The organism is Cryobacterium adonitolivorans (assembly GCF_004402695.1).
Lineage (GTDB): Bacteria > Actinomycetota > Actinomycetes > Actinomycetales > Microbacteriaceae > Cryobacterium > Cryobacterium adonitolivorans.
This window is the reverse complement of the sequence record NZ_SOFL01000025.1, coordinates 17,969-37,072: the sequence shown is the minus strand read 5'-3', so window position 1 is coordinate 37,072 and position 19,104 is coordinate 17,969. Positions and strand designations below refer to the sequence as shown.

17 protein-coding genes and 2 tRNA genes are annotated in these 19,104 nt (G+C 65.6%); 12 read left to right on the top strand and 7 right to left on the bottom strand.

The window, feature by feature from the left end:
• Positions 1–2 precede the first annotated feature (2 nt).
• The 7 genes from recF (at position 3) to E3O42_RS07875 (ending at position 7,042) form a co-directional block, all read left to right on the top strand.
• Complete coding sequence (recF, locus tag E3O42_RS07905; RefSeq protein ID WP_134453427.1) at positions 3–1,196, top strand: DNA replication/repair protein RecF; 1,194 nt, start codon at positions 3–5, stop codon at positions 1,194–1,196.
• Complete coding sequence (locus tag E3O42_RS07900; RefSeq protein WP_134453426.1) at positions 1,189–1,677, top strand: DciA family protein; 489 nt, start codon at positions 1,189–1,191, stop codon at positions 1,675–1,677. The genes recF and E3O42_RS07900 overlap by 8 nt, the downstream gene beginning before the upstream one ends.
• 121 nt (positions 1,678–1,798) lie before the next feature.
• Positions 1,799–3,778, top strand: coding sequence for a DNA topoisomerase (ATP-hydrolyzing) subunit B (gyrB, locus tag E3O42_RS07895; RefSeq protein ID WP_134453425.1), 1,980 nt, complete (start codon positions 1,799–1,801; stop codon positions 3,776–3,778).
• Between the two features lie 43 nt (positions 3,779–3,821).
• Positions 3,822–6,353 (top strand): DNA gyrase subunit A, encoded by a 2,532-nt coding sequence (gene gyrA / locus E3O42_RS07890; RefSeq protein ID WP_241984717.1) that lies wholly within the window; start codon positions 3,822–3,824, stop codon positions 6,351–6,353.
• Positions 6,346–6,753 (top strand): DUF3566 domain-containing protein, encoded by a 408-nt coding sequence (locus tag E3O42_RS07885; protein ID WP_088454787.1) that lies wholly within the window; start codon positions 6,346–6,348, stop codon positions 6,751–6,753. Before gyrA ends, E3O42_RS07885 begins: the two co-directional genes overlap by 8 nt.
• An 84-nt stretch (positions 6,754–6,837) precedes the next feature.
• Positions 6,838–6,911, top strand: a tRNA-Ile gene (locus E3O42_RS07880).
• Between the two features lie 58 nt (positions 6,912–6,969).
• Positions 6,970–7,042 (top strand) — tRNA-Ala (locus E3O42_RS07875).
• A 236-nt stretch (positions 7,043–7,278) separates the two neighbouring features.
• Here the strand turns inward: E3O42_RS07875 and E3O42_RS07870 are convergent.
• Positions 7,279–7,815: a hypothetical protein gene (locus tag E3O42_RS07870; protein ID WP_134453424.1), complete on the bottom strand. Its 537-nt coding sequence runs from the start codon at positions 7,813–7,815 to the stop codon at positions 7,279–7,281.
• Between the two features lie 122 nt (positions 7,816–7,937).
• Between E3O42_RS07870 and E3O42_RS07865 the strand changes: the two genes are divergently transcribed.
• Both E3O42_RS07865 and E3O42_RS07860 read left to right on the top strand, forming a co-directional pair.
• Positions 7,938–8,477 carry a peptidylprolyl isomerase gene (locus E3O42_RS07865; protein ID WP_134453423.1) on the top strand — a complete coding sequence of 180 codons (540 nt, stop codon included), beginning with the start codon at positions 7,938–7,940 and terminating at the stop codon, positions 8,475–8,477.
• 12 nt (positions 8,478–8,489) lie between these two features.
• Positions 8,490–9,335, top strand: a complete 846-nt coding sequence (locus E3O42_RS07860) for a rhomboid family intramembrane serine protease (RefSeq protein ID WP_134453422.1) — start codon at positions 8,490–8,492, stop codon at positions 9,333–9,335.
• A 149-nt stretch (positions 9,336–9,484) separates the two neighbouring features.
• Here E3O42_RS07860 and E3O42_RS07855 read toward each other — a convergent pair whose 3' ends face one another.
• Positions 9,485–9,727, bottom strand: coding sequence for a cell division protein CrgA (locus tag E3O42_RS07855; RefSeq protein ID WP_134453421.1), 243 nt, complete (start codon positions 9,725–9,727; stop codon positions 9,485–9,487).
• Positions 9,728–9,813: 86 nt separating this feature from the next.
• On the opposite strand from E3O42_RS07855, the gene E3O42_RS07850 reads away from it, so the two are divergent.
• The 3 genes from E3O42_RS07850 to E3O42_RS07845 are packed head-to-tail and all read left to right on the top strand — an operon-like array spanning position 9,814 to position 11,461.
• Positions 9,814–10,614, top strand: a complete 801-nt coding sequence (locus E3O42_RS07850) for a class E sortase (RefSeq protein ID WP_134453420.1) — start codon at positions 9,814–9,816, stop codon at positions 10,612–10,614.
• A 50-nt stretch (positions 10,615–10,664) separates the two neighbouring features.
• Positions 10,665–10,826, top strand: a complete 162-nt coding sequence (locus E3O42_RS17965) for a hypothetical protein (RefSeq protein ID WP_166787927.1) — start codon at positions 10,665–10,667, stop codon at positions 10,824–10,826.
• A complete protein-coding gene (locus E3O42_RS07845; protein WP_134453419.1) occupies positions 10,823–11,461 on the top strand; it encodes an anthranilate synthase component II in 639 nt (212 codons plus the stop codon). The genes E3O42_RS17965 and E3O42_RS07845 overlap by 4 nt, the downstream gene beginning before the upstream one ends.
• Before the next feature lie 57 nt (positions 11,462–11,518).
• Here the strand turns inward: E3O42_RS07845 and pknB are convergent, their stop codons facing one another.
• From pknB to E3O42_RS07820, 5 genes are all read right to left on the bottom strand, one after another.
• Positions 11,519–13,219 (bottom strand): Stk1 family PASTA domain-containing Ser/Thr kinase, encoded by a 1,701-nt coding sequence (pknB, locus tag E3O42_RS07840; RefSeq protein WP_134453418.1) that lies wholly within the window; start codon positions 13,217–13,219, stop codon positions 11,519–11,521.
• A gap of 82 nt (positions 13,220–13,301) precedes the next feature.
• On the bottom strand, positions 13,302–15,041 hold the full coding sequence (locus E3O42_RS07835) for a protein kinase domain-containing protein (RefSeq protein WP_134453417.1): 1,740 nt from the start codon (positions 15,039–15,041) through the stop codon (positions 13,302–13,304).
• On the bottom strand, positions 15,038–16,489 hold the full coding sequence (locus E3O42_RS07830; protein WP_134453416.1) for a peptidoglycan D,D-transpeptidase FtsI family protein: 1,452 nt from the start codon (positions 16,487–16,489) through the stop codon (positions 15,038–15,040). The genes E3O42_RS07835 and E3O42_RS07830 overlap by 4 nt, the downstream gene beginning before the upstream one ends.
• Entirely contained in the window at positions 16,490–17,890 is a 1,401-nt protein-coding gene (locus E3O42_RS07825; protein WP_134453415.1) for an FtsW/RodA/SpoVE family cell cycle protein, read from the bottom strand.
• Complete coding sequence (locus tag E3O42_RS07820) at positions 17,874–19,103, bottom strand: PP2C family protein-serine/threonine phosphatase (RefSeq protein WP_134453414.1); 1,230 nt, start codon at positions 19,101–19,103, stop codon at positions 17,874–17,876. The genes E3O42_RS07825 and E3O42_RS07820 overlap by 17 nt, the downstream gene beginning before the upstream one ends.
• Position 19,104 lies beyond the last annotated feature (1 nt).

Below are 19,104 nucleotides of genomic sequence, written 5' to 3'. Positions count from 1 at the left end.
GAGTGCGGGTCACACACCTCTCCCTCACTGACTTCCGCAACTATGCGCAAGCCGAGGTACCCTTTGGCGCCGGGCCCAACTTGATCGTTGGCCGGAACGGCCAGGGCAAGACCAACCTGGTGGAAGCCCTCGGTTTCCTCAGCACCCTGAGTTCGCACCGGGTGTCCCAGACCGGGGCGATGGTGCGCTCCGGAGAAGACTCGGCGATCATCCGTGCCCGGCTCGAGTACAACGGCCGCGACATCCTCGCCGAGGTCCAGATCAACCGGTCCGGACTCAACCGAGCGCAGATCAATCGGTCGGTCATCAAGACCCGCGAGCTCCCCCGTTATTTCTCCAGCGTGCTGTTCGCCCCGGAGGACCTGGCCCTCGTTCGTGGCGACCCGTCTGGCCGCCGTCGTTTTCTCGACCAGTTGCTGGTGTTGCGCAGCCCCCGTCTCTCCGGGGTGCTGGCCGACTACGACAGGGTGCTCAAACAGCGCAATACCCTACTCAAATCCGCCCGGGCATCCGGCTTGAAGACCACCCAGCTCGGCACCCTCGACATCTGGGACGAACGACTGGTGGCCCTGGGTTCCGAAATCATCGATGCGCGCACGGACCTCGTGGCTCAGCTGCTGCCGCCGCTGCACGAGGCGTATAAGTCGGTCGCCGGCGCAGATCACGGGCCGAAACTGGTGGCCTCGCTGAGCATTTTCGGTGCCGACGAGGAATCCGACGAGACCGCCTCCCCCGCCGCCGCTCCCCCGGGCGTCGGCTCTGGTTCATCAACGGCCGACATCTTCCGCACCGCATTGGCGGGTCTGCGCCGCAAGGAACTGGACCGCGGCATGACCCTGGCCGGACCGCACCGCGACGACCTCGTCTTCGAACTCAACAGCCTGCCCGCCAAGGGCTATGCCAGCCACGGTGAGTCCTGGTCGTTCGCGCTGGCCCTCAAGCTGGCGTCGGCCGAGCTGCTCCGACAGGATTCCTCCAGCGGCGACCCGGTGCTGATCCTCGACGATGTGTTCGCCGAGCTCGACCAATCCCGCCGCCGGCGTCTCGCCGAAGCGGTCACCGGTTACGAGCAGGTACTCATCACGGCCGCCGTCTTCGAAGACGTCCCGGCAGTGCTCGCAGCCCACGCCATCCACATCCACGCCGGCGCCGTCGTCGACGCTCCCGCCACGGACAACGGGGCGGACCATGGCTGAACACAGCGAGGCCGCCAAGGTCTACCTCCGGTTCAAGGATGTCTTCGGCGACCCAAACGCGAAGCGAATCCGCGCCAGGCGCAAAGCCAGCCCCCAAATCGGGTCCAGCGTCCCGTTCGGCGCCGGCCGGGACCCGCGAGGACTCGGCGAGACCATAAATTCGCTCACCGCGCAGCTGGGCTGGAACTCGCCGATGGCCCAGTCCGACCTGCTCGCCTCCTGGATCGAACTCGCCGGTGAGGAAACCGCGAAACACTCCACCCCGGCGGGCATCGACGAGGGCATCCTGACCGTGCACTGCGAGTCGACGGCGTGGGCGACGCAGCTGCGCATGATGCGGGTCGAGATCATGACCCAGATCATGCAAAAGTTCCCGGATGCCGGCATCGCCGCAATTCGATTTCAGGGACCCAACGCTCCCTCCTGGAAAAAGGGTCCCAGATCAATCCCAGGGCGTGGTCCACGCGATACCTACGGCTAGGTAGCCAAAACAGGTCACCCTTGCGAATAAAACGCGTCAAACGGCGGTTTTGGCCTTCGGGGCTTGGGGTGTTTGGTAGGCTGAGGGGTCGCCTGTGCGACGGTCAGGAGCCCAATTTCACATGACAATTGAACCGAAAACTGAGCCGGAGCAGCACGCTTACGGCGCAGAAGACATCCAGGTTCTCGAAGGCCTCGAAGCTGTTCGCAAACGACCCGGAATGTACATCGGTTCAACCGGTCCACGCGGTCTGCACCACCTGGTCTACGAGATCGTCGATAACTCCGTCGACGAGGCCCTGGCCGGCTATTGCGACACTATCGACATCCGCATTCTTCCCGACGGCGCCGTGCGCGTGCAGGACAACGGTCGAGGCATCCCCGTCGACATTCACAAGGCGGAAGGCAAGTCCACCGTCGAGGTCGTCTTGACCGTTTTGCACGCCGGTGGCAAGTTCGGTGGCGGCGGCTACGCGGTCTCCGGCGGACTCCACGGCGTCGGCAGCTCAGTTGTGAACGCGCTCTCCAGTCGCCTCGAGGTCGAGGTCCACCGGCAGGGTAGCGCGTGGCGCCAGAGCTTCCACAATGGTGTGCCGAACGAGTCACTGCACCAGGACGAGGCCTCCGACGAGACCGGAACCACGATCACCTTCTGGCCGAGCGCCGAGACCTTCGAGACGATCGTCTTCGACTACGAAACCCTGCGCGCGCGCTTCCAGCAGATGGCTTTCCTCAACAAGGGCCTGCGCCTCACGCTCACCGACGAGCGTGCGGACAGCCTGGACGCCGAGGACAAGCCGCTCAGCAACAGCTTCATGTACGAGCACGGCCTGATGGACTACGTGGCCTACTTGAACCGGGCCAAGAAGGCCGACCTGGTCAACGAGGAGATCATCTCCTTCGAGTTCGAGGACACCGAAAAGAAGATCGCCCTCGAAGTGGCCATGCAGTGGACCACCGCGTACACCGAGAGCGTGCACACCTACGCGAACACCATCAACACCCACGAAGGCGGCACCCACGAAGAGGGCTTCCGCGCGGCGCTGACCACCCTGGTGAACAAGTACGCGCGCGAAAAGGGCATCCTGAAGGAGAAGGACGACAACCTCTCCGGCGACGACGTTCGTGAAGGCCTGACGGCCGTCGTGTCGATCAAGCTTGCCGAACCGCAGTTCGAGGGCCAGACAAAGACCAAGCTGGGCAACACTGAGGCCAAGGCTTTCGTGCAGCGGGTCGTCGGCGACCAGCTCTCCGACTGGTTCAATCGCAACCCGGTCCAGGCCCGAGAGATTATCCGCAAGTCGTTGCAGGCCGCGACCGCCCGCATGGCCGCCCGCAAGGCGCGCGAGACCGCCCGACGCAAGGGTCTGCTCGAGGGTGGCGGCATGCCGGGCAAGCTCAAGGACTGCCAGAGCAAAGACCCCGCCGCGTCCGAGATCTTCATCGTGGAGGGCGACTCGGCCGGCGGCTCCGCCGTACAGGGCCGCAACCCCGAGACTCAGGCCATCCTTCCGCTGCGCGGCAAGATCCTCAACGTGGAGAAGGCCAGGCTCGACCGCGCCCTCGGTAACGCCGAAGTACAGGCGATGATCACGGCGTTCGGCGCCGGCATCGGTGAAGACTTCAACCAGGACAAGGTTCGGTACCACAAGATCGTGCTGATGGCCGATGCCGACGTCGACGGCCAGCACATCACCACCCTGCTGCTGACCCTCCTGTTCAGGTACATGCGCCCGCTGATCGATCTCGGCTACGTGTACCTCGCCCAGCCACCGTTGTACAGGCTCAAATGGGCCAACTCGGCCCACGAGTACGTGTACTCGGATGCGGAGCGGGACGCCCTGCTCGCCGACGGCGCGGCCGCCGGCAAGCGTATTCCGAAGGACAACGGGATCCAGCGTTACAAGGGCCTGGGCGAGATGGACTACAAGGAGCTGTGGGAAACCACGATGGCCCCAGAGTCCCGCACCCTGCTCCAGGTGACCCTGGACGACGCGGCAGCCGCCGACGAGATTTTCTCCACCCTGATGGGCGAAGACGTCGAATCCCGACGCAACTTCATCCAGAAGAACGCGAAGGACGTGCGTTTCCTTGACATCTGACGACACCACAGGCACCACACCGGAAGCCCCGGACGCGGCCAGCATCGCGGCAGCAGCCGCGCACCTCACCCAGCACGGCCGGATCGACCAGGTCGACCTGCAGCTGGAAATGCAGCGCTCCTACCTCGACTACGCCATGAGCGTCATCGTCGGGCGCGCGCTGCCGGACGTGCGTGACGGCATGAAGCCCGTGCACCGACGCGTGATTTACGCCATGTACGACGGCGGTTACCGCCCCGACAAGGCCTTCTCCAAGTGCGCCCGCGTCGTCGGCGACGTGATGGGCCAGTTCCACCCGCACGGTGACTCCTCGATCTACGACGCCCTCGTGCGTCTGGTGCAGCCGTGGAGCCTGCGGTACCCGCTGGCCCTCGGCCAGGGCAACTTCGGCTCCCCCGGCAACGACGGCGCCGCCGCCCCGCGATACACCGAAACCAAGATGGCCCCGCTGGCCCTCGAGATGGTGCGCGACATCGACGAAGACACCGTCGACTTCCAGGACAACTACGACGGCCGCACCCTCGAGCCCACCGTGCTGCCAGCCCGCTTCCCGAACCTGCTGGTGAACGGCTCCGTCGGCATCGCCGTCGGCATGGCCACCAACATTCCGCCGCACAACCTGCGCGAGGTCGCCGCCGGCGCCCTGTGGTACCTCGAGAATCCCGACGCCACCCGCGAAGAGCTGCTCGAGGCGCTCATCCAGCGCATCAAGGGCCCAGACTTCCCCACCGGCGCTCAGATCCTGGGCATCAAGGGAATCCAGGACGCCTACCGCACCGGCCGCGGCTCCATCACGATGCGCGCCGTCGTCAGCATCGAGGAACTACAGGGTCGCACCTGCCTGGTGATCACCGAACTGCCGTACCAGGTGAACCCCGACAACCTTGCGATCAAGATCGCCGACCTGGTCAAGGATGCCAAGATCACCGGCATCGCCGACATCCGCGACGAGACCAGCGGCCGCACCGGCCAGCGCCTCGTTATCGTGCTCAAGCGCGACGCCGTAGCCAAGGTCGTCCTGAACAACCTCTACAAGCACACCCCGCTGCAGGAGAACTTCGGCGCGAACATGCTCGCGATCGTCGATGGCATCCCGCGCACCCTGGCCCTGGACGGCTTCATCACCGCCTGGGTGTCCCACCAGATCGACGTCATCGTGCGCCGCACCCAGTTCCGGCTGAACAAGGCCGAGGCGGATGCCCACATCCTGCGCGGGTACCTCAAGGCGCTCGACGCGCTCGACGAGGTCATCGCCCTGATCCGCCGCTCCCCCACCGTGGACGACGCCCGTGAAGGGCTGATGGACCTGCTTCAGGTGGACAAGCTGCAGGCCGACGCCATCCTGACGATGCAGCTGCGCCGCCTCGCCGCCCTCGAGCGCCAGAAGATCATCGACCAGGCCGCCGAACTCGAACTGCAGATCGTGGAGTTCAAGTCGATCCTGGCCAGCCCCGAGCGCCAGCGCACCATCGTGAGCACCGAGCTCGGCGAGATCACCGACAAGTTCGGCGACGACCGCCGCACCGAGATCATGTTCGGCTTCGACGGCGACATGTCGGTCGAGGACCTGATCCCCGAAGAGGAGATGGTGGTCACCGTTACCCGCGGCGGCTACATCAAGCGCACCCGCAGCGACAACTACCGCAACCAGCACCGCGGCGGCAAGGGCGTCAAGGGCGCCCAGCTGCGCGCCGATGACGTGGTCGAGCACTTCTTCGTCACCACGACCCACCACTGGCTGTTGTTCTTCACCAACACCGGCCGGGTCTACCGGGCCAAGGCCTACGAGGCGCAGGAATCCGGTCGTGACGCGAAGGGCCAGCACGTGGCCAACCTGCTGGCGCTGCAGCCGGGCGAGGAAATCGCCCAGATCCTGGACATCCGGGACTACGGCGTGGCCCAGTACCTGACGCTGGCCACCCGTGAGGGCCTGATCAAGAAGACCGCGCTCAGCGAATACGACACCAACCGCACGGGCGGCATCATCGCGATCAAGCTGCGCGAGGGCGACGAACTCGTCTCCGCGCTGCTGGTCGACGAGGATTCCGACCTGCTGCTGGTGTCGAAGAAGGGCATGTCCATCCGGTTCACCGCCTCCGACGAGGCACTGCGCCCGATGGGCCGCAGCACCTCCGGCGTGATCGGTATGCATTTCCGGGGCCAGGACAGCCTGTTGGACGCCTCCGTGGTCTCCGACGACGGATTCGTGTTCGTCGTCACGGAGGGCGGCTACGCCAAGCGCACCGCCGCCGACCAGTACCGCCTGCAGAACCGCGGCGGCCTGGGCATCAAGGTGGCCAAGTTGAACGATGACCGGGGCGACCTGGTCGGCTCTCTTATCGTCGACGAGGAGGACGAAGTCCTTGTGGTCCTTGCCAGCGGCAAGGTGGTACGCTCTGACGTCGCCGAAGTGCCGGCCAAGGGCCGGGACACCATGGGCGTCGTTTTTGCAAAGTTCGCGACCGAAGATCGAATCATCGCCATCGCGAAGAACACCGAACGCAATCTGGTTGCCCTGGAAGTCGAGGCGGCCACCGAGATCGAGTCGGGGAAAGTAGAATCAGCAGATGAGTAGTGTTGCCGAAAAACTGGCCAAAAAGTCGAGTCGGGGTGCAATGTCGTCCAAGCAGGTACGTCTGAAGCTCGTTTACATCGACTTCTGGTCGGCCGTCAAGCTGTCCTTCCTGATCGCCGTGTGCCTGGCCGTGGTGACCATCGTCGCCACGTTCCTTACCTTCACGGTGCTCAACGGGACCGGTATCTTCACTCAGATCGACGCCCTGTACACGGATATCGCCGGGAGCGCCTCTGAGCTCACGACGATTCTGTCGATCGGCAACGTGATGGGCTTCGCCGTGGTCGTGGCCGTCATCAACACCGTCGTGGTCACCGCCCTGGGCGCAATCTTCGCCGTACTGTACAACCTGAGCGTCAAGGTCACCGGAGGCCTGCTCGTCGGATTCACCAACAACTGATCGTCGGATTCCCGATCGGGGTCGCGTGTCGGCCTCGATTGGGACTTTTCGCCGGTTTCCGGTAGTCTCGAATCTGCCCAACAGGGGGATATAGCTCAGTTGGTTAGAGCGCTTCGCTGATAACGAAGAGGTCCCAGGTTCAAATCCCGGTATCCCCACGTATTACTTCATAGCCTTACATCTCCACCAGATTCTCACCCCGTGAGGACCCGGTTCGGGGCCATAGCTCAATTGGTAGAGCGCCTGCTTTGCAAGCAGGAGGTCCGGGGTTCGATTCCCCGTGGCTCCACAGATAGAAACCCTCCAGTCGGCACCGCCGGCCGGGGGGTTTTGTCGCTGTCGCCCGTGCGGGCCTCAGCGGGCCGCTGTCCGCCCCGGGATGCGTAGCGGCGACGCGCTTCCACCGCGGCATGTGCATCCGCTCACGCCCTCACCCAGCGCCGCTGAGGGCGGGGTTAGGACGGAGGAGCACAAAAATAGGGCCCCCGTCAGTCGACGGGAGCCCTATTGAGCAATCGGAGGGATCTAGATGTCCGTGGACTTCTCAATCGGGGAGTCGAGCAGCGACTCATCCTCGGATACCCACAGCTCGTCATCGGCACGGAAGGTCTGCCAGATGGCGTAGGCGACACCGGCGGCGGCAGCGATGCCGACCCCGATGGCAATGTACGTGCCAGCGCCCAGACCCTGCTTCTCAACAATGACGGGCTTCTGGAAGCGAACCCGGTTGAGCGCAGCGATGCGGGCATCCTTGGCGATATCCCCCACTGACATGACAGTGCCCAGTGCGGTTCCGATCCCCGGCAGAACCTTGTCAGTGACCTGGTGGCGAACGCCACCGGCAAAATCTTGGGTGGCGTGCACACCGGGGAGCAGGTACTGCTCGTATCCCTGGCGAACGCGGGGTACTACTTCTTCTCGAGTGAGCACACCAGCCTGACGGCCGGCTTCACGTGCTATCTCGTTTGCGCGATCGAGAACTTCCTGCTGATTACTCCACAGTTCGTCCGCGCTCTTGCGCAGACGAGTGAGTTCCTTTCGGCGCTTGCGTGACAGGCTCATCTGGACCCTCCATCGTTTCTTGTGGTGAACAGGTCCATCTTGCCACTGAATCGCCTGTGAGCGCTCTGGGTGCCTAGCACGGAGTCGGAATGCGCCAATGCTGCTGTGCAAGAATTACCCGTATGTCTAAGCACACTGCCGTCGCAACGCTCAATACCACCCTCGGACCGATCAAGGTCAACCTCTTCGGAAACCACGCCCCGAAGACCGTCAGGAACTTCGTCGGCCTCGCCACCGGCGAGATCGAGTGGAAGCACCCGGCCACGGGCAAGACCTCCAACGACCCGCTGTACAACGGAACTGTCTTCCACCGCATCATCAAGGACTTCATGATCCAGGCCGGCGACCCGCTGGGCCAGGGCACCGGCGGACCCGGCTTCCAGTTCGACGACGAGATCAACCCCGAACTCGACTTCACCCAGCCGTACGTCCTCGCCATGGCCAATGCCGGCATCCAGGGCGGCCGCGGCACCAACGGTTCGCAGTTCTTCATCACCGTCGTGCCGACCACCTGGCTGCAGGGCAAGCACAGCATCTTCGGCGCCGTCGAGGACGAGGCATCCCGTGCGATCGTCGAGCAGCTCGCCGCCGTGCCCACCGACGGCCGCGACCGCCCGCGCACCGACGTTGTCATCGAGAGCATCACCGTCGAGCAGGTCTAGGACCGCCAGCTCATGAGCCTGCCCGGAACCGCCGCCAACTTCTGTTACCGGCATCCGGGCAGGCAGAGTTTCATCCTCTGTCAGCGCTGCGGTCGCACGATCTGCCCCGAGTGTCAGACTCAGGCCGCCGTCGGCGTCATCTGCCCCGAGTGCATGCGCGAGCAGCGCGAAAGCGCGCCTCGCACCAAGTCGGCCGCCCGCACCAGGCTCGGCCGCATGACCGCTGCCGGCGAGCCGGTCGTCACCTATTCGATCATCGCGCTGTCGCTGGCCATTTTCGTTCTGCAGCTGATTCCCGGACTCGGAGTGACCGACAGGTTGCTCTACGCCGGCGTCTACTCCTACCCGGTCGCATTCGAACCGTGGCGCATGCTGACCAGCGTCTTCGTGCACTCCACGGGGTTCTTTTTCCACGTTCTACTGAACATGTACACACTGTGGATCTTCGGCCAGATCCTCGAGCGGATGCTCGGACGCGCCCGGTTCCTCACGCTGTACCTGCTCAGCGGCCTGGCCGGTTCACTGGGCGTACTGTTCCTGGCCGACCCGCGCGTGGCCGTGGTCGGCGCCTCCGGGGCGATCTTCGGCCTGATGGGCGCGTTCCTGGTCATCCAGCGGAAGCTCGGCGGCAATGCGACCCAGCTGCTGATCCTGGTGGGCATCAACCTGGTGATCGGCTTCCTGCCCGGGCTCAACGTCGCCTGGCAGGCCCACGTGGGAGGCCTCATCGGCGGGGCGGTCATCGGCCTGATCTATGTGCAGACCCGCCAGCGCAGCAAGCGCACCTTGCAGTTCGTCCTGATCGGCGCTGTCGCTGCCCTCCTTGTGGCGCTCAGCCTGAGCAGGCTCTTCGTCTAAGCCAGCCGGCGACCGGTATCCCCAGGGTTATCCACACCCGGTGAGAAAGTTATCCACAGGAGTTTCCACATTGGGGATAATTACACGGCTGTAATTGACTACCCGAACGGGTGGTTATTCCACGCGGAACAGGTGGTGAACAACCGGGCTTAGCGCCAGCGGGTGGTCATCAGGAAGCCGATGAACGCGATCCCGAAACCGACGAGGATGTTCCACGATCCGAATGACGCGACGGGCAGTGCGCCCTGGCTCACGTAGAAGACGATGATCCAGGCCAGCCCGATGAGCATGAAACCGAACATCACCGGCTTGAACCAGACGGCGTTCGGGGCGTCTTCGCCCGCGCGGGCCTCGGGTCGGGCGGGCTTGGTTCGGGGATTTGTGCGTGCCATGCCTGCGATTCTAGCGTCACTGCCTGCGTGGGCCTGCCGGAAACTGTCGGCGGATCACCATGTTCGCCCCGATTAGAATCGACTGCATGACCGAGCCGGCCAAGTCCGAAGTTCCGGTCCTGCGTGGGCGGAGAGCCCAACGCGGGCCGAAGTCGCGGGTGCGCCCCGGGTTGAGCGTCTTCGGTGTCGTCGGTGAGCTGTTGATCACGGGCGGAGCGCTTGTGCTCCTCTTCCTCGGTTGGCAGCTCTGGTGGAACGACGCCGTGATGGCCGCGTCCCAGTCTCGTGCGGCGGAGTCGATCAGCCAGGGCTGGGTCGACGAGGGCAAGCCAGACCCGGCACCTGCTGCGGCGGCCGAGGCGGGGTACGGCGACCCCGTGGTGGCTGCGGCCCCCGGTGATCAGACGGCGTTCGCCGTGCTGTACGTGCCGCGCTTCGGTGACACGTACAAGCGCACCATCGCCGAGGGCACCGGCACGAATGTACTGAACAGCCCCGACCTCGGCATCGGTCACTACCCGGGAACCCAGATGCCCGGCGAGGTGGGTAACTTCGCGATTGCCTCCCACCGCAGCGCCAACGGCGGCGGCATGCACCTGATCCACGAGCTGCAGTTGGGCGACGCGATTTACGTGCAGACCGCCGACGGCTACTACACCTACAGGTTCCGCGACCTGGAGTACGTGCCGCCGAGCGCAGTCGAGGCCATCGCACCCGTACCGCACGACCCCGACCTCACGCCCGTGGACCGCCTGATCGCCCTCACCACCTGCAACCCGCTGTTATCCACCGCGGAACGAATCATCGCCTATGGTGTCTTCGAATCGTGGCAGCCGACCGCCGCAGGACCGCCCGCGGAGCTGGCGGCTCTGCTCCCCGCCGCCTAGCGGCCCATCCATCTACCCACCAGCGACACAGAAGAGCTAAGGAACAACCGATGTACGCAGCAATCTGGCGCCTCATGCCCGGACCGGTCTGGGTGCGCCTGCTGCTCGTTCTCGTGCTTCTGGCCGCGGTGCTCTATTCCCTCGCCACCTGGGTATTTCCTAGGGTCGACACGATGGTCAACAATCAGGAAGTGACGGTGGGCGCCCCATGACCCGCATCCTTGTAATCGACAACTACGACAGCTTCGTCTACACCCTCAACGGCTACCTGCGGGAGTTGGGTGCCGAGACCGCGGTGGTGCGCAACGATGCCTTCCCCGCAGCGGATGTGGCCGCGCGCCTCGCCGAGTTCGACGGGGTGCTCGTCTCCCCCGGGCCGGGTAAACCCTCCGACGCCGGGGTCTCGATCGCGGCGGTCGAAGCGGCCCTCGCGGCCAACCTGCCGTTGTTCGGGGTGTGCCTGGGTCACCAGGCCATCGCCGAGGCGTTCGGCGCGACGGTGACGAATGCCGAAGAACTCATGCACGGAAAGACCTCGCAGATCACCCATGACGGCAGCGAGTTCTACGCCGGGGTCCCCCAACCGTTCACGGCCACCCGCTACCACTCCCTGGCCGTGGTGAACGGAACGGTGCCCAGCGACCTGGTCGTGACATCGCGCACCCAGGGCGGCGTGATCATGGGCCTGCGGCACGTCACGGCGCCGATCCTCGGGGTGCAGTTCCACCCGGAGTCGGTACTGACAGAGGGCGGTTACCTGATGGTGGCCAACTGGCTCGCGCTGGCCGGTCTGCCGGAGGCGCGCGAGACGGCCAAGCACCTGACCCCGATGCTCAAGCTCAGCTAGCAGCCCGCCCAGGCCCGCTGGTCGAGCCTGTCGAGACCCGGTGAGACGGCCTGCTGGCTAGCCGGCGGCGCAGTAGGTGAGAACGACCGCGGACTTCTGGGGCACGTCGCCGGGCGGCAGGGACTGCTTGGTGACCGGTGAGCCCTCCACGCTGCCACAGGCATAGTCGGGCTTGAGGTCCAGCTCCAGCTGCGTCTCGTCGGACTGCAAGAGCGCTGTGGCCGCGGTGAGGGCCTGGCCGACGACGTTGGGCATGGTTACCAGGCCGCTGGACACCGTGAAGTCGACCGTTGAGCCCACGGGCGTCTGGTCGTTCGGTGCCGGGATGGTTTCGAGCACGATTCCCTCGGGAACGTCAGGGGAGTTCTCGGTGGTGACCGAGCCCGAGACGAAACCGCGTTCGGTGAGGAACGGTTCGGCCGCAGAGAACGGCTGACTGGTGGTGTCCGGCATCTCCACGAGTTCAGCGCCCGACGACACGTAAACCTTGACGACGGTGGCCGGCGGGGCGATGGTGCCGGACGGCGGATCCGTGCGGATGACCTCGTCCTTGGCGACAGTAGGACTGCTCTCTTCGGCCATCGTGGCCGCGAGATCCAATTCGAGCAACAAATCCTGGGCGTCGTCGTAGTTGTAGCCCGTGAGCACCGGAACCCGGCGTGACGAGTCGGGCAGGTCATTGCTGGGGGTGAGGCTGAAGGCCCAGAACATCACGGCGATAACGATGACGATGACGCTGACGATGCCGGCCCAGATCCAGATCACCGGGGGGCGACGCTGGGTACGGTCCATGGTCTGGTCCTCGGCCAGCTGCTTGAGGGCCAGCTCCGAACTGGACTCCACGACCGGCGGCGCGCCGAACAGGCCGCCGGCGACATCGTCGGCGGGGCGCTTCACGGGAATGTGGCCGGCCCCGGCCGTCTCGACGTCGTTGCGGAACTCCACGGCGCTCTGGTAACGGCCGAAGCGGTCCTTGGCCAGGGCGTGCACGACGACGGTGTCCAACGCCGGCGACACCTTGGGGTTGATGGAGCTGGGCTTGACCGGGGCTTCGCTGACATGCTGGTACGCCACGGCGACGGGGGTGTCGCCCCGGAACGGCGGGCGGCCCGTGAGCATCTCGAAGAGCACCACGCCGCTGGAGTACAGGTCGGTGCGTGCATCCACCGACTCACCCTTGGCCTGTTCGGGGGAGAAGTATGAGGCGGTACCGAGGATGGCCGTGGTCTGCGCGACCGTCGTGGCCGAGTCGGAGATAGCCCTGGCGATCCCGAAGTCCATCACCTTCACCTGGCCGGCCTTGGTGATCATGATGTTGCCCGGTTTGATGTCCCGGTGCACCACGCCGGCGCGGTGCGAGTACTCGAGAGCGGTCAGGACCCCGTCGATGATGCGCACGGCCTCGACGGAATCGATCGGACCCTCACGGATGATGTCCTTGAGCAGACGCCCGTCGACGAACTCCATGATGATGAACGGGATCTGCGATTCGGTCCCGTTGTCCTCGGTGATGGTCTCTTCACCGGCGTCGAAGACCCGCACAATCGTGGGGTGCGCCATCCGCGCGGCCGCCTGGGCTTCCTGGCGGAACCGGGTGCGGAAAGCGGGGTCGGCGGCGAGGGAGGACTTGAGTAGCTTGATGGCCACGGTGCGGCCGAGCCTGGAGTCGGTGCCGATGTGCACGTCGGACATGCCGCCGCGGCCGATCGACGCACCCACGCGGTATCGACCAGCAAGCAGACGGCCCTCATCACTCAATGCAAAACTCCCTGCTCGCGAACAATGTTGATTATTTTAGCCAAGATCCGTCGGGCACCCGGCGGGCGCCCAACGGGTGCACCTACCCTGCAGGTGGGGTGGCGGCCGGTGTGGGTACAACCGGCGCCGTGACGGTCACAGTGGTGGAGCCCGAGTAGTCGGACGCAGTCTCGCCGCAGAAGTACCGGAACTTCAGCGTGAAGTTGCCGGTGCCCGCCGTGACGGTGGTCGTGGTCGTGTCCGGTCCGGTGGGAGCCGGAGAGGAGACCCCGTTGCCCTCGGCGAGTAGCTCGTAGCTGGTGAGATCCTGACCGGCCGGGCAGGCCTGCCCGGGCCAGGTGACCGTGACGGTGCCGGCGGGCGCGACGGTGGACGGCGTCGCCGTTGGCGTGCCTGAGGGCGCGTCGGGTGTGGCGGGGACGAAGTCGGAATAGACCCGCACCGTGATTTCGGTGCCCTCGGCGACCCTCCCAGTGGGGTTGATGCCGTAGACGATGTCGGCCTGGTCCGCCGCCGGCGCGGCCTTGTCGGCGACAACGTTGGCGCTCAAACCGAGTTCACTGAGCTTGTCCCGTGCTTCGGAGCTGGTCAGACCGAGGAAATCGTTCTGATCAAGGTCCACGGAAGTGGACGACGGGGTCGGCGTGGCAGTGGGCGTGGGCTTCGGGGGAGTCGGCGCCTGGGAGCTTTCCGTGGGGTCAGGCTCCGGCGTGGCGGCAGGCTGCATGAACAGCGTGACGAGGGTGCCGACCAGCACGAGGCCGAGGATGGAGATGAGCGCGACGAGCGGCCAGGTCCAGGGACTGCGCTTCTTTTTCTTCTTGGGATCGGCCGCGGCAGCGGCGGCTGCCGCCTCCGCACGGGTGCCGGGCTGTGTTGGGCCGCCGGCGGCGGGCATCAGCTGGGTGGTCTGGTCGTTGCCGGCACCGGGCATCAGCGTAGTGGCCGCTGTGGGCGTGAGCCCCGACATGACGGCGGGCACGGATGCGGCGGCGGCCGCGACGTCACCGCGGCGCAGCGCGATGGCGGCACGAGCCAGGTGCGCCGCCGAGGCGGGGCGCTCGGCCGGGTTCTTGGCCAGGCAGGAGATCACCAGGTTGCGTACCGGCTCTGAAACCGTTTCCGGCAGGGGCGGTGGCTGTTCGTTGATCTGCGCCATCGCGATCGCCACCTGCGACTCGCCCGTGAACGGGCGCCGGCCGGCGAGGCTTTCGTAGGCGACGATGCCCAGGGAGTAGATGTCGGTGGTCGGCGACGCCGAGCGTCCGCTGGCCTGCTCGGGCGAGAGGTACTGTACGGTGCCCATGACCTGGCCGGTCGCGGTGAGCGGAACCTGGTCGGCGATGCGCGCAATGCCGAAGTCGGTGATCTTGACCCGACCCTCCGGCGTGATCAGCAGGTTGCCCGGCTTGATGTCACGGTGCACCAGTCCGGCCGCGTGGGCGGCGTGCAGGGCGGCGGCGGTCTGCGCGACGATGTCGAGGACCTTGTCGGCGGGCAGCGTGTGCTCGCGTTCGAGGATCGTGGAGAGCGCCTCACCGGGCACCAGTTCCATAACGAGGAAGGCGCTGCCGTCTTCTTCGCCGTAGTCGAAAACGTTGGCAATGCCCTCGTGGTTCACCAGGGCGGCGTGCCGTGCCTCAGCGCGGAAGCGCTCGAGGAAGCCGGGGTCGCCAAGGTATTCGTCCTTGAGGATCTTGATGGCGACTGTGCGCCCGATCACCAGGTCGACGGATTGCCAAACCTCGCCCATACCGCCGATGGCGATGCGGGATTGCAGCTCGTATCGTCCCCCGAAGGTGAGCCCTGCTGTGGGTCTCATTTATTCAGCACCGCCTCTAGTACCTGTTTCGCTATCGGTGCGGCAAGCAAGTTGCCGTATCCCGTCTGACCGAGTCCCCCGCCATCTTCGATGAGAACGGTGATCGCGTATTGCGGGTCTGATGCGGGGGCGAATCCGGTGAACCACAGTGTGTATGGGTCATCGGCGCCGTTTTCCGCAGTCCCCGTTTTTCCCGCCACGTCGACTCCGTCTATTCTTGCATTGCTCGCGGCCCCGTCCTGGACCCCGTTGATCATCATCTGGGTCATGGTGGCCGCGGTCTCGGCGCTGAGCACGCGGTCGGCGGCGACGGGTTCGAAGGTCTGCAAGGAGCTGAGGTCCGGTGCCATGATCTCGTCAACCAGGTTGGGCTGCATTTCGATACCTCCATTGGCGATCGTGGCTGAGACCAGGGCCATCTGCAGCGGCGTTGCGCGCACGCTGGTCTGGCCGAATGCCGACAGCGCAGTCTGGGCGTCGTCGGGGTCTTCGGGGTACTCACTGGCGGTGACCGACAGGGGGATGGTGAATTCAGAGTTGAAACCGAATTTCTCGGCCATGGTGCGGATGGCGTCGTCGCCGAGCTGTAGGCCGAGCTCGGCCATCGGGATGTTGCAGGACAGCCGCAGCGCGGTGGCGATGGTGACGGTGTCGCCCGAACCACAGGTGCCGCCGCCCGAGTTGATCACGACGGAACTGGAGTTGGGGAGTGTGTACGTCGCCGGGTTCGGGAAGGTGCTCTCCGGGGTGAACTGGCCCGATTCCAGGGCGGCGGCCACCACGACGAGCTTGAAGACCGAACCGGGCGGGTTGAGCGAGTTGATGGCCCGATTGATCAGGGGGTTGCCCGGAGCGTTCACCAGGGCGTCGTAGGTGTCGTTGACCGCGGCGCTGTCGTGCACGGCGAGGGTGTTGGGGTCGTAGCTCGGCTTGGAGACCATCGCGAGAACCCGGCCGGTCTTGGGTTCGGTGACGACCACGGAACCGGTGTTGTCGCCAAGGGCGTCCCAGGCGGCCTGCTGGGCGACAGGGTCGATGCTGGTCTCGACCGAGGCGCCCTTGGGGTCCTGGCCGGTGACGAGGCTGGAGACCTGGTCGAAGAACTGCGCATTCGAGGTGCCGCTGAGCTCGCCGTTCAGGGCCTGCTCCAGCCCGGTGGGTGCGCCGTTGACGGGGATGAAACCGGTGACCGGGGCGTAAAGCAGGCCGTTGCTGTAGGTGCGCTGGAACTTGTAATTGTCGTCGACCGGCATCGACTGGGCGATCGGCTCACCGCCGGCGAGGATCGCGCCGCGTTCGACGGAGTAGCTGTCGAGGAGGGTACGGGTGTTTCGGTCATCCGCCGCGAGGTTGTCGGACTGGAACACCTGCACGACGGAGGTCGAGCCGAGCAGGGCGGCGAACATGAGCATCACCACGATGCTCACGCGCTTGAGTTCACGATTCATCTAGACCACCAGCCGAGGTTGGTTGCGCACAGTGTCGGACAATCGCAGGAGCAGGGCGACGATGATCCAGTTGGCGACGAGGGAGGAGCCACCGGCGGCCAGGAACGGGGTGGTGAGGCCGGTGAGCGGGATGACGCGGGTGACACCGCCGATGACGATGAAGCACTGCAGGGCGATGACGAATGAGAGACCCACGCCGAGGAGCTTGCCGAAGTCGTCCTGGCCGGCGAAGCCGATGCGGAAGCCGCGGGCGACGAGGAGCAGGTACAGGGCCAGGATGGCGAAAATCCCGGCCAGGCCCAGTTCTTCGCCGAGGCTGGCGATGATGTAGTCGCTCTGGGGGACCGGGGTGAGCTCAGGTCGGCCCTGGCCGAGACCGGTGCCGATCAGCCCGCCCTTGGCGAGACCGAAGAGGCCCTGGACGAGCTGGTAACTGCCGCCGTCGGCGTCGTACACGGCCGGGTTGAGCGCATCCAGCCAGTTGGTGAACCGGCCGTTGACGTACTCGAGGGTCTGGCTGGCGATGAGCGCCCCGCCGAGGAACAGCGCCATGCCCAGCAACACCCAGCTGAGCCGACCGGTGGCGAGGTAGAGCATCACCAGGAACAGGCCGAAGTACAGCAGGGCGGTGCCCAGGTCACGCTGGAAGATGATGACAGACATCGACAGGGCCCAGACCACCAGGATCGGGCCGAGGTCGCGCAGGCGCGGGAATCGCATCCCGAGGAACTTCTTGCCGACCATGGAGAGGCTGTCGCGGTTGCGCACGAGGTAACCGGCGAAGAACACGGCCAGGGCGATCTTCGCGATCTCTCCGGGCTGGAAAGTGGCGAACGAGCCGAAGCCGATCCAGACCCGCGCACCGCTGACCTCGCGGCCGAGCCCGGGAACGAGCGGTAGCAGCAGAAGCAGCACACCGACGAAACCGGCCACGTACGTGTACCTGAACAGCACGCGGTGGTTGCGGATGATGAGGATCACGGCGATGGCGCAGGCGATGGCCAGCCCGCTCCACACGGTCTGCCGCACGGCGGCGCTGGCCCAGCCGGCCTCCTCGTTGGCGATGTCGATGCGGTAGATCATCGCGATGCCGGTGCCGTTGAGCAGGGTGGCGATGGGCAGGATGAAAGGGTCGGCCTCTCGTGCGACGAATCGCAGCACGATGTGCATGCCGAAGACCAGGCCGGACAGGCTCGCACCCAGAAGCACCAGTGTGGTGTCGATTCGGCCCAGTGCGCCCAGCTGCACGAGCACGACGGCGCCCAGGTTGATGCCGCAGGCGATGATCAGCAGGAACAGCTCGAGATTGCGCAGCTTCTGCGGCAGGTGCAGCCGACGGATCTTGCCGGTCTGGGGAGCGGCATCGCGGGCATCCGTGGACGGTTTACTCTGCCGGGGCATTGCTCAACCGTTCTACGATGAGTTTGGCGTCTTGCAGGGAGGACGCGTTGATGGTGCGCTCCACCAGCTGGCGGTCGTAAACGCGCAGCTGGTTCAGCTCCAGGTTGGTGTCTTCGTAGACGCTGGAAAGTTTGATGGGTCCGAGGTCCTGCTGGATGCCCTGGTAGATCGCGACGGTGCTGCCGTCGACGCCGACGAAGTACCGGCTCTGCGTCCACTGGTAGCCGAGCAGCGCGGCACCGACGATGGCCACGATGAGCAGCACGATGGCGGCCAGCCAGGTGACCTTGCGCCGCAAGGCGCGGCGCGCGTCTTCCTCGATGAGCTCGGACAGGTAGTCCTGGGAGTCGGGTTCGAAATGGGTTTCGCGCACCGGGTGCAGGCGCAGCGACGGGATGCGCGGGGCACGGGCGCGCACCGGCTCCTCACCGAAGGCCAGCGGCGCGGCGGCGGAACCGACCACGACAGGCTCGCCTAGTCGTTCTCCGCCGGAGCCGATGTCCACGACGACGATGGTGACGTTGTCGGGTGCACCGCCGTCCAGGCTCTCCTTGACCAGGCGGTCGGCTACGGCCTGCGCGTCGAGTGTGGACCGGAGGGCGTTGGCGATGCCCGTGTTCGATACCACGCCGCTGAGCCCGTCGGAACAGATCAACCAGCGGTCGCCCGCACGGGTGGCCAGGATCGAGGTGTCGATCTCGGGGGAGGACTCGACGTCGCCGAGTACCCGCATCAGAACCGAGCGTCGCGGATGCACCATGGCTTCGGCCTCAGTGATGCGGCCGCTGTCGACGAGGCGCTGCACGAAGGTGTGGTCGGTGGTGATCTGCGACAGTTCGCCGTCGCGGAACAGGTAGATGCGGGAATCGCCGATATGGGCGATGGCGACCTGGTCGTCGAGCACCACGAGGGCGCTGACGGTGGTGCCCATGCCGGTGAGTTCGGCATGCTCGAAGACGGTTTCGGCCAACTGGGAGTTGGCGGCGATCAGCGCGGCCTGCAGCGCGAACTCGGCGTCCTGAGCCGAAAGATAGGCCGTGTCGGCCTCCATGATGCGCTTGGTGGCGATGGCGGAGGCGACGTCGCCGCCCGCGTGCCCACCCATGCCATCGGCCACGACGAACAGGGTGTGTCCCGCGTACCCGGAGTCCTGGTTGTTGGACCGAATCTTGCCAACGTTGGACGCGGCTGCGCTGTGACTAACCGATGCCATG

What these genes read in the sequence shown, in the direction of transcription:
- E3O42_RS07900 (WP_134453426.1), top strand. Translation starts at nt 1,189, where the DNA reads ATGGCTGAACACAGCGAGGCCGCCAAGGTCTACCTCCGGTTCAAGGAT.
- gyrB (WP_134453425.1), top strand. Translation starts at nt 1,799, where the DNA reads ATGACAATTGAACCGAAAACTGAGCCGGAGCAGCACGCTTACGGCGCA.
- E3O42_RS07885 (WP_088454787.1), top strand. Translation starts at nt 6,346, where the DNA reads ATGAGTAGTGTTGCCGAAAAACTGGCCAAAAAGTCGAGTCGGGGTGCA.
- E3O42_RS07870 (WP_134453424.1), bottom strand. Translation starts at nt 7,815, where the DNA reads ATGAGCCTGTCACGCAAGCGCCGAAAGGAACTCACTCGTCTGCGCAAG.
- E3O42_RS07865 (WP_134453423.1), top strand. Translation starts at nt 7,938, where the DNA reads ATGTCTAAGCACACTGCCGTCGCAACGCTCAATACCACCCTCGGACCG.
- E3O42_RS07860 (WP_134453422.1), top strand. Translation starts at nt 8,490, where the DNA reads ATGAGCCTGCCCGGAACCGCCGCCAACTTCTGTTACCGGCATCCGGGC.
- E3O42_RS07855 (WP_134453421.1), bottom strand. Translation starts at nt 9,727, where the DNA reads ATGGCACGCACAAATCCCCGAACCAAGCCCGCCCGACCCGAGGCCCGC.
- E3O42_RS07850 (WP_134453420.1), top strand. Translation starts at nt 9,814, where the DNA reads ATGACCGAGCCGGCCAAGTCCGAAGTTCCGGTCCTGCGTGGGCGGAGA.
- E3O42_RS17965 (WP_166787927.1), top strand. Translation starts at nt 10,665, where the DNA reads ATGTACGCAGCAATCTGGCGCCTCATGCCCGGACCGGTCTGGGTGCGC.
- E3O42_RS07845 (WP_134453419.1), top strand. Translation starts at nt 10,823, where the DNA reads ATGACCCGCATCCTTGTAATCGACAACTACGACAGCTTCGTCTACACC.
- E3O42_RS07835 (WP_134453417.1), bottom strand. Translation starts at nt 15,041, where the DNA reads ATGAGACCCACAGCAGGGCTCACCTTCGGGGGACGATACGAGCTGCAA.
- E3O42_RS07830 (WP_134453416.1), bottom strand. Translation starts at nt 16,489, where the DNA reads ATGAATCGTGAACTCAAGCGCGTGAGCATCGTGGTGATGCTCATGTTC.
- E3O42_RS07825 (WP_134453415.1), bottom strand. Translation starts at nt 17,890, where the DNA reads ATGCCCCGGCAGAGTAAACCGTCCACGGATGCCCGCGATGCCGCTCCC.
- E3O42_RS07820 (WP_134453414.1), bottom strand. Translation starts at nt 19,103, where the DNA reads ATGGCATCGGTTAGTCACAGCGCAGCCGCGTCCAACGTTGGCAAGATT.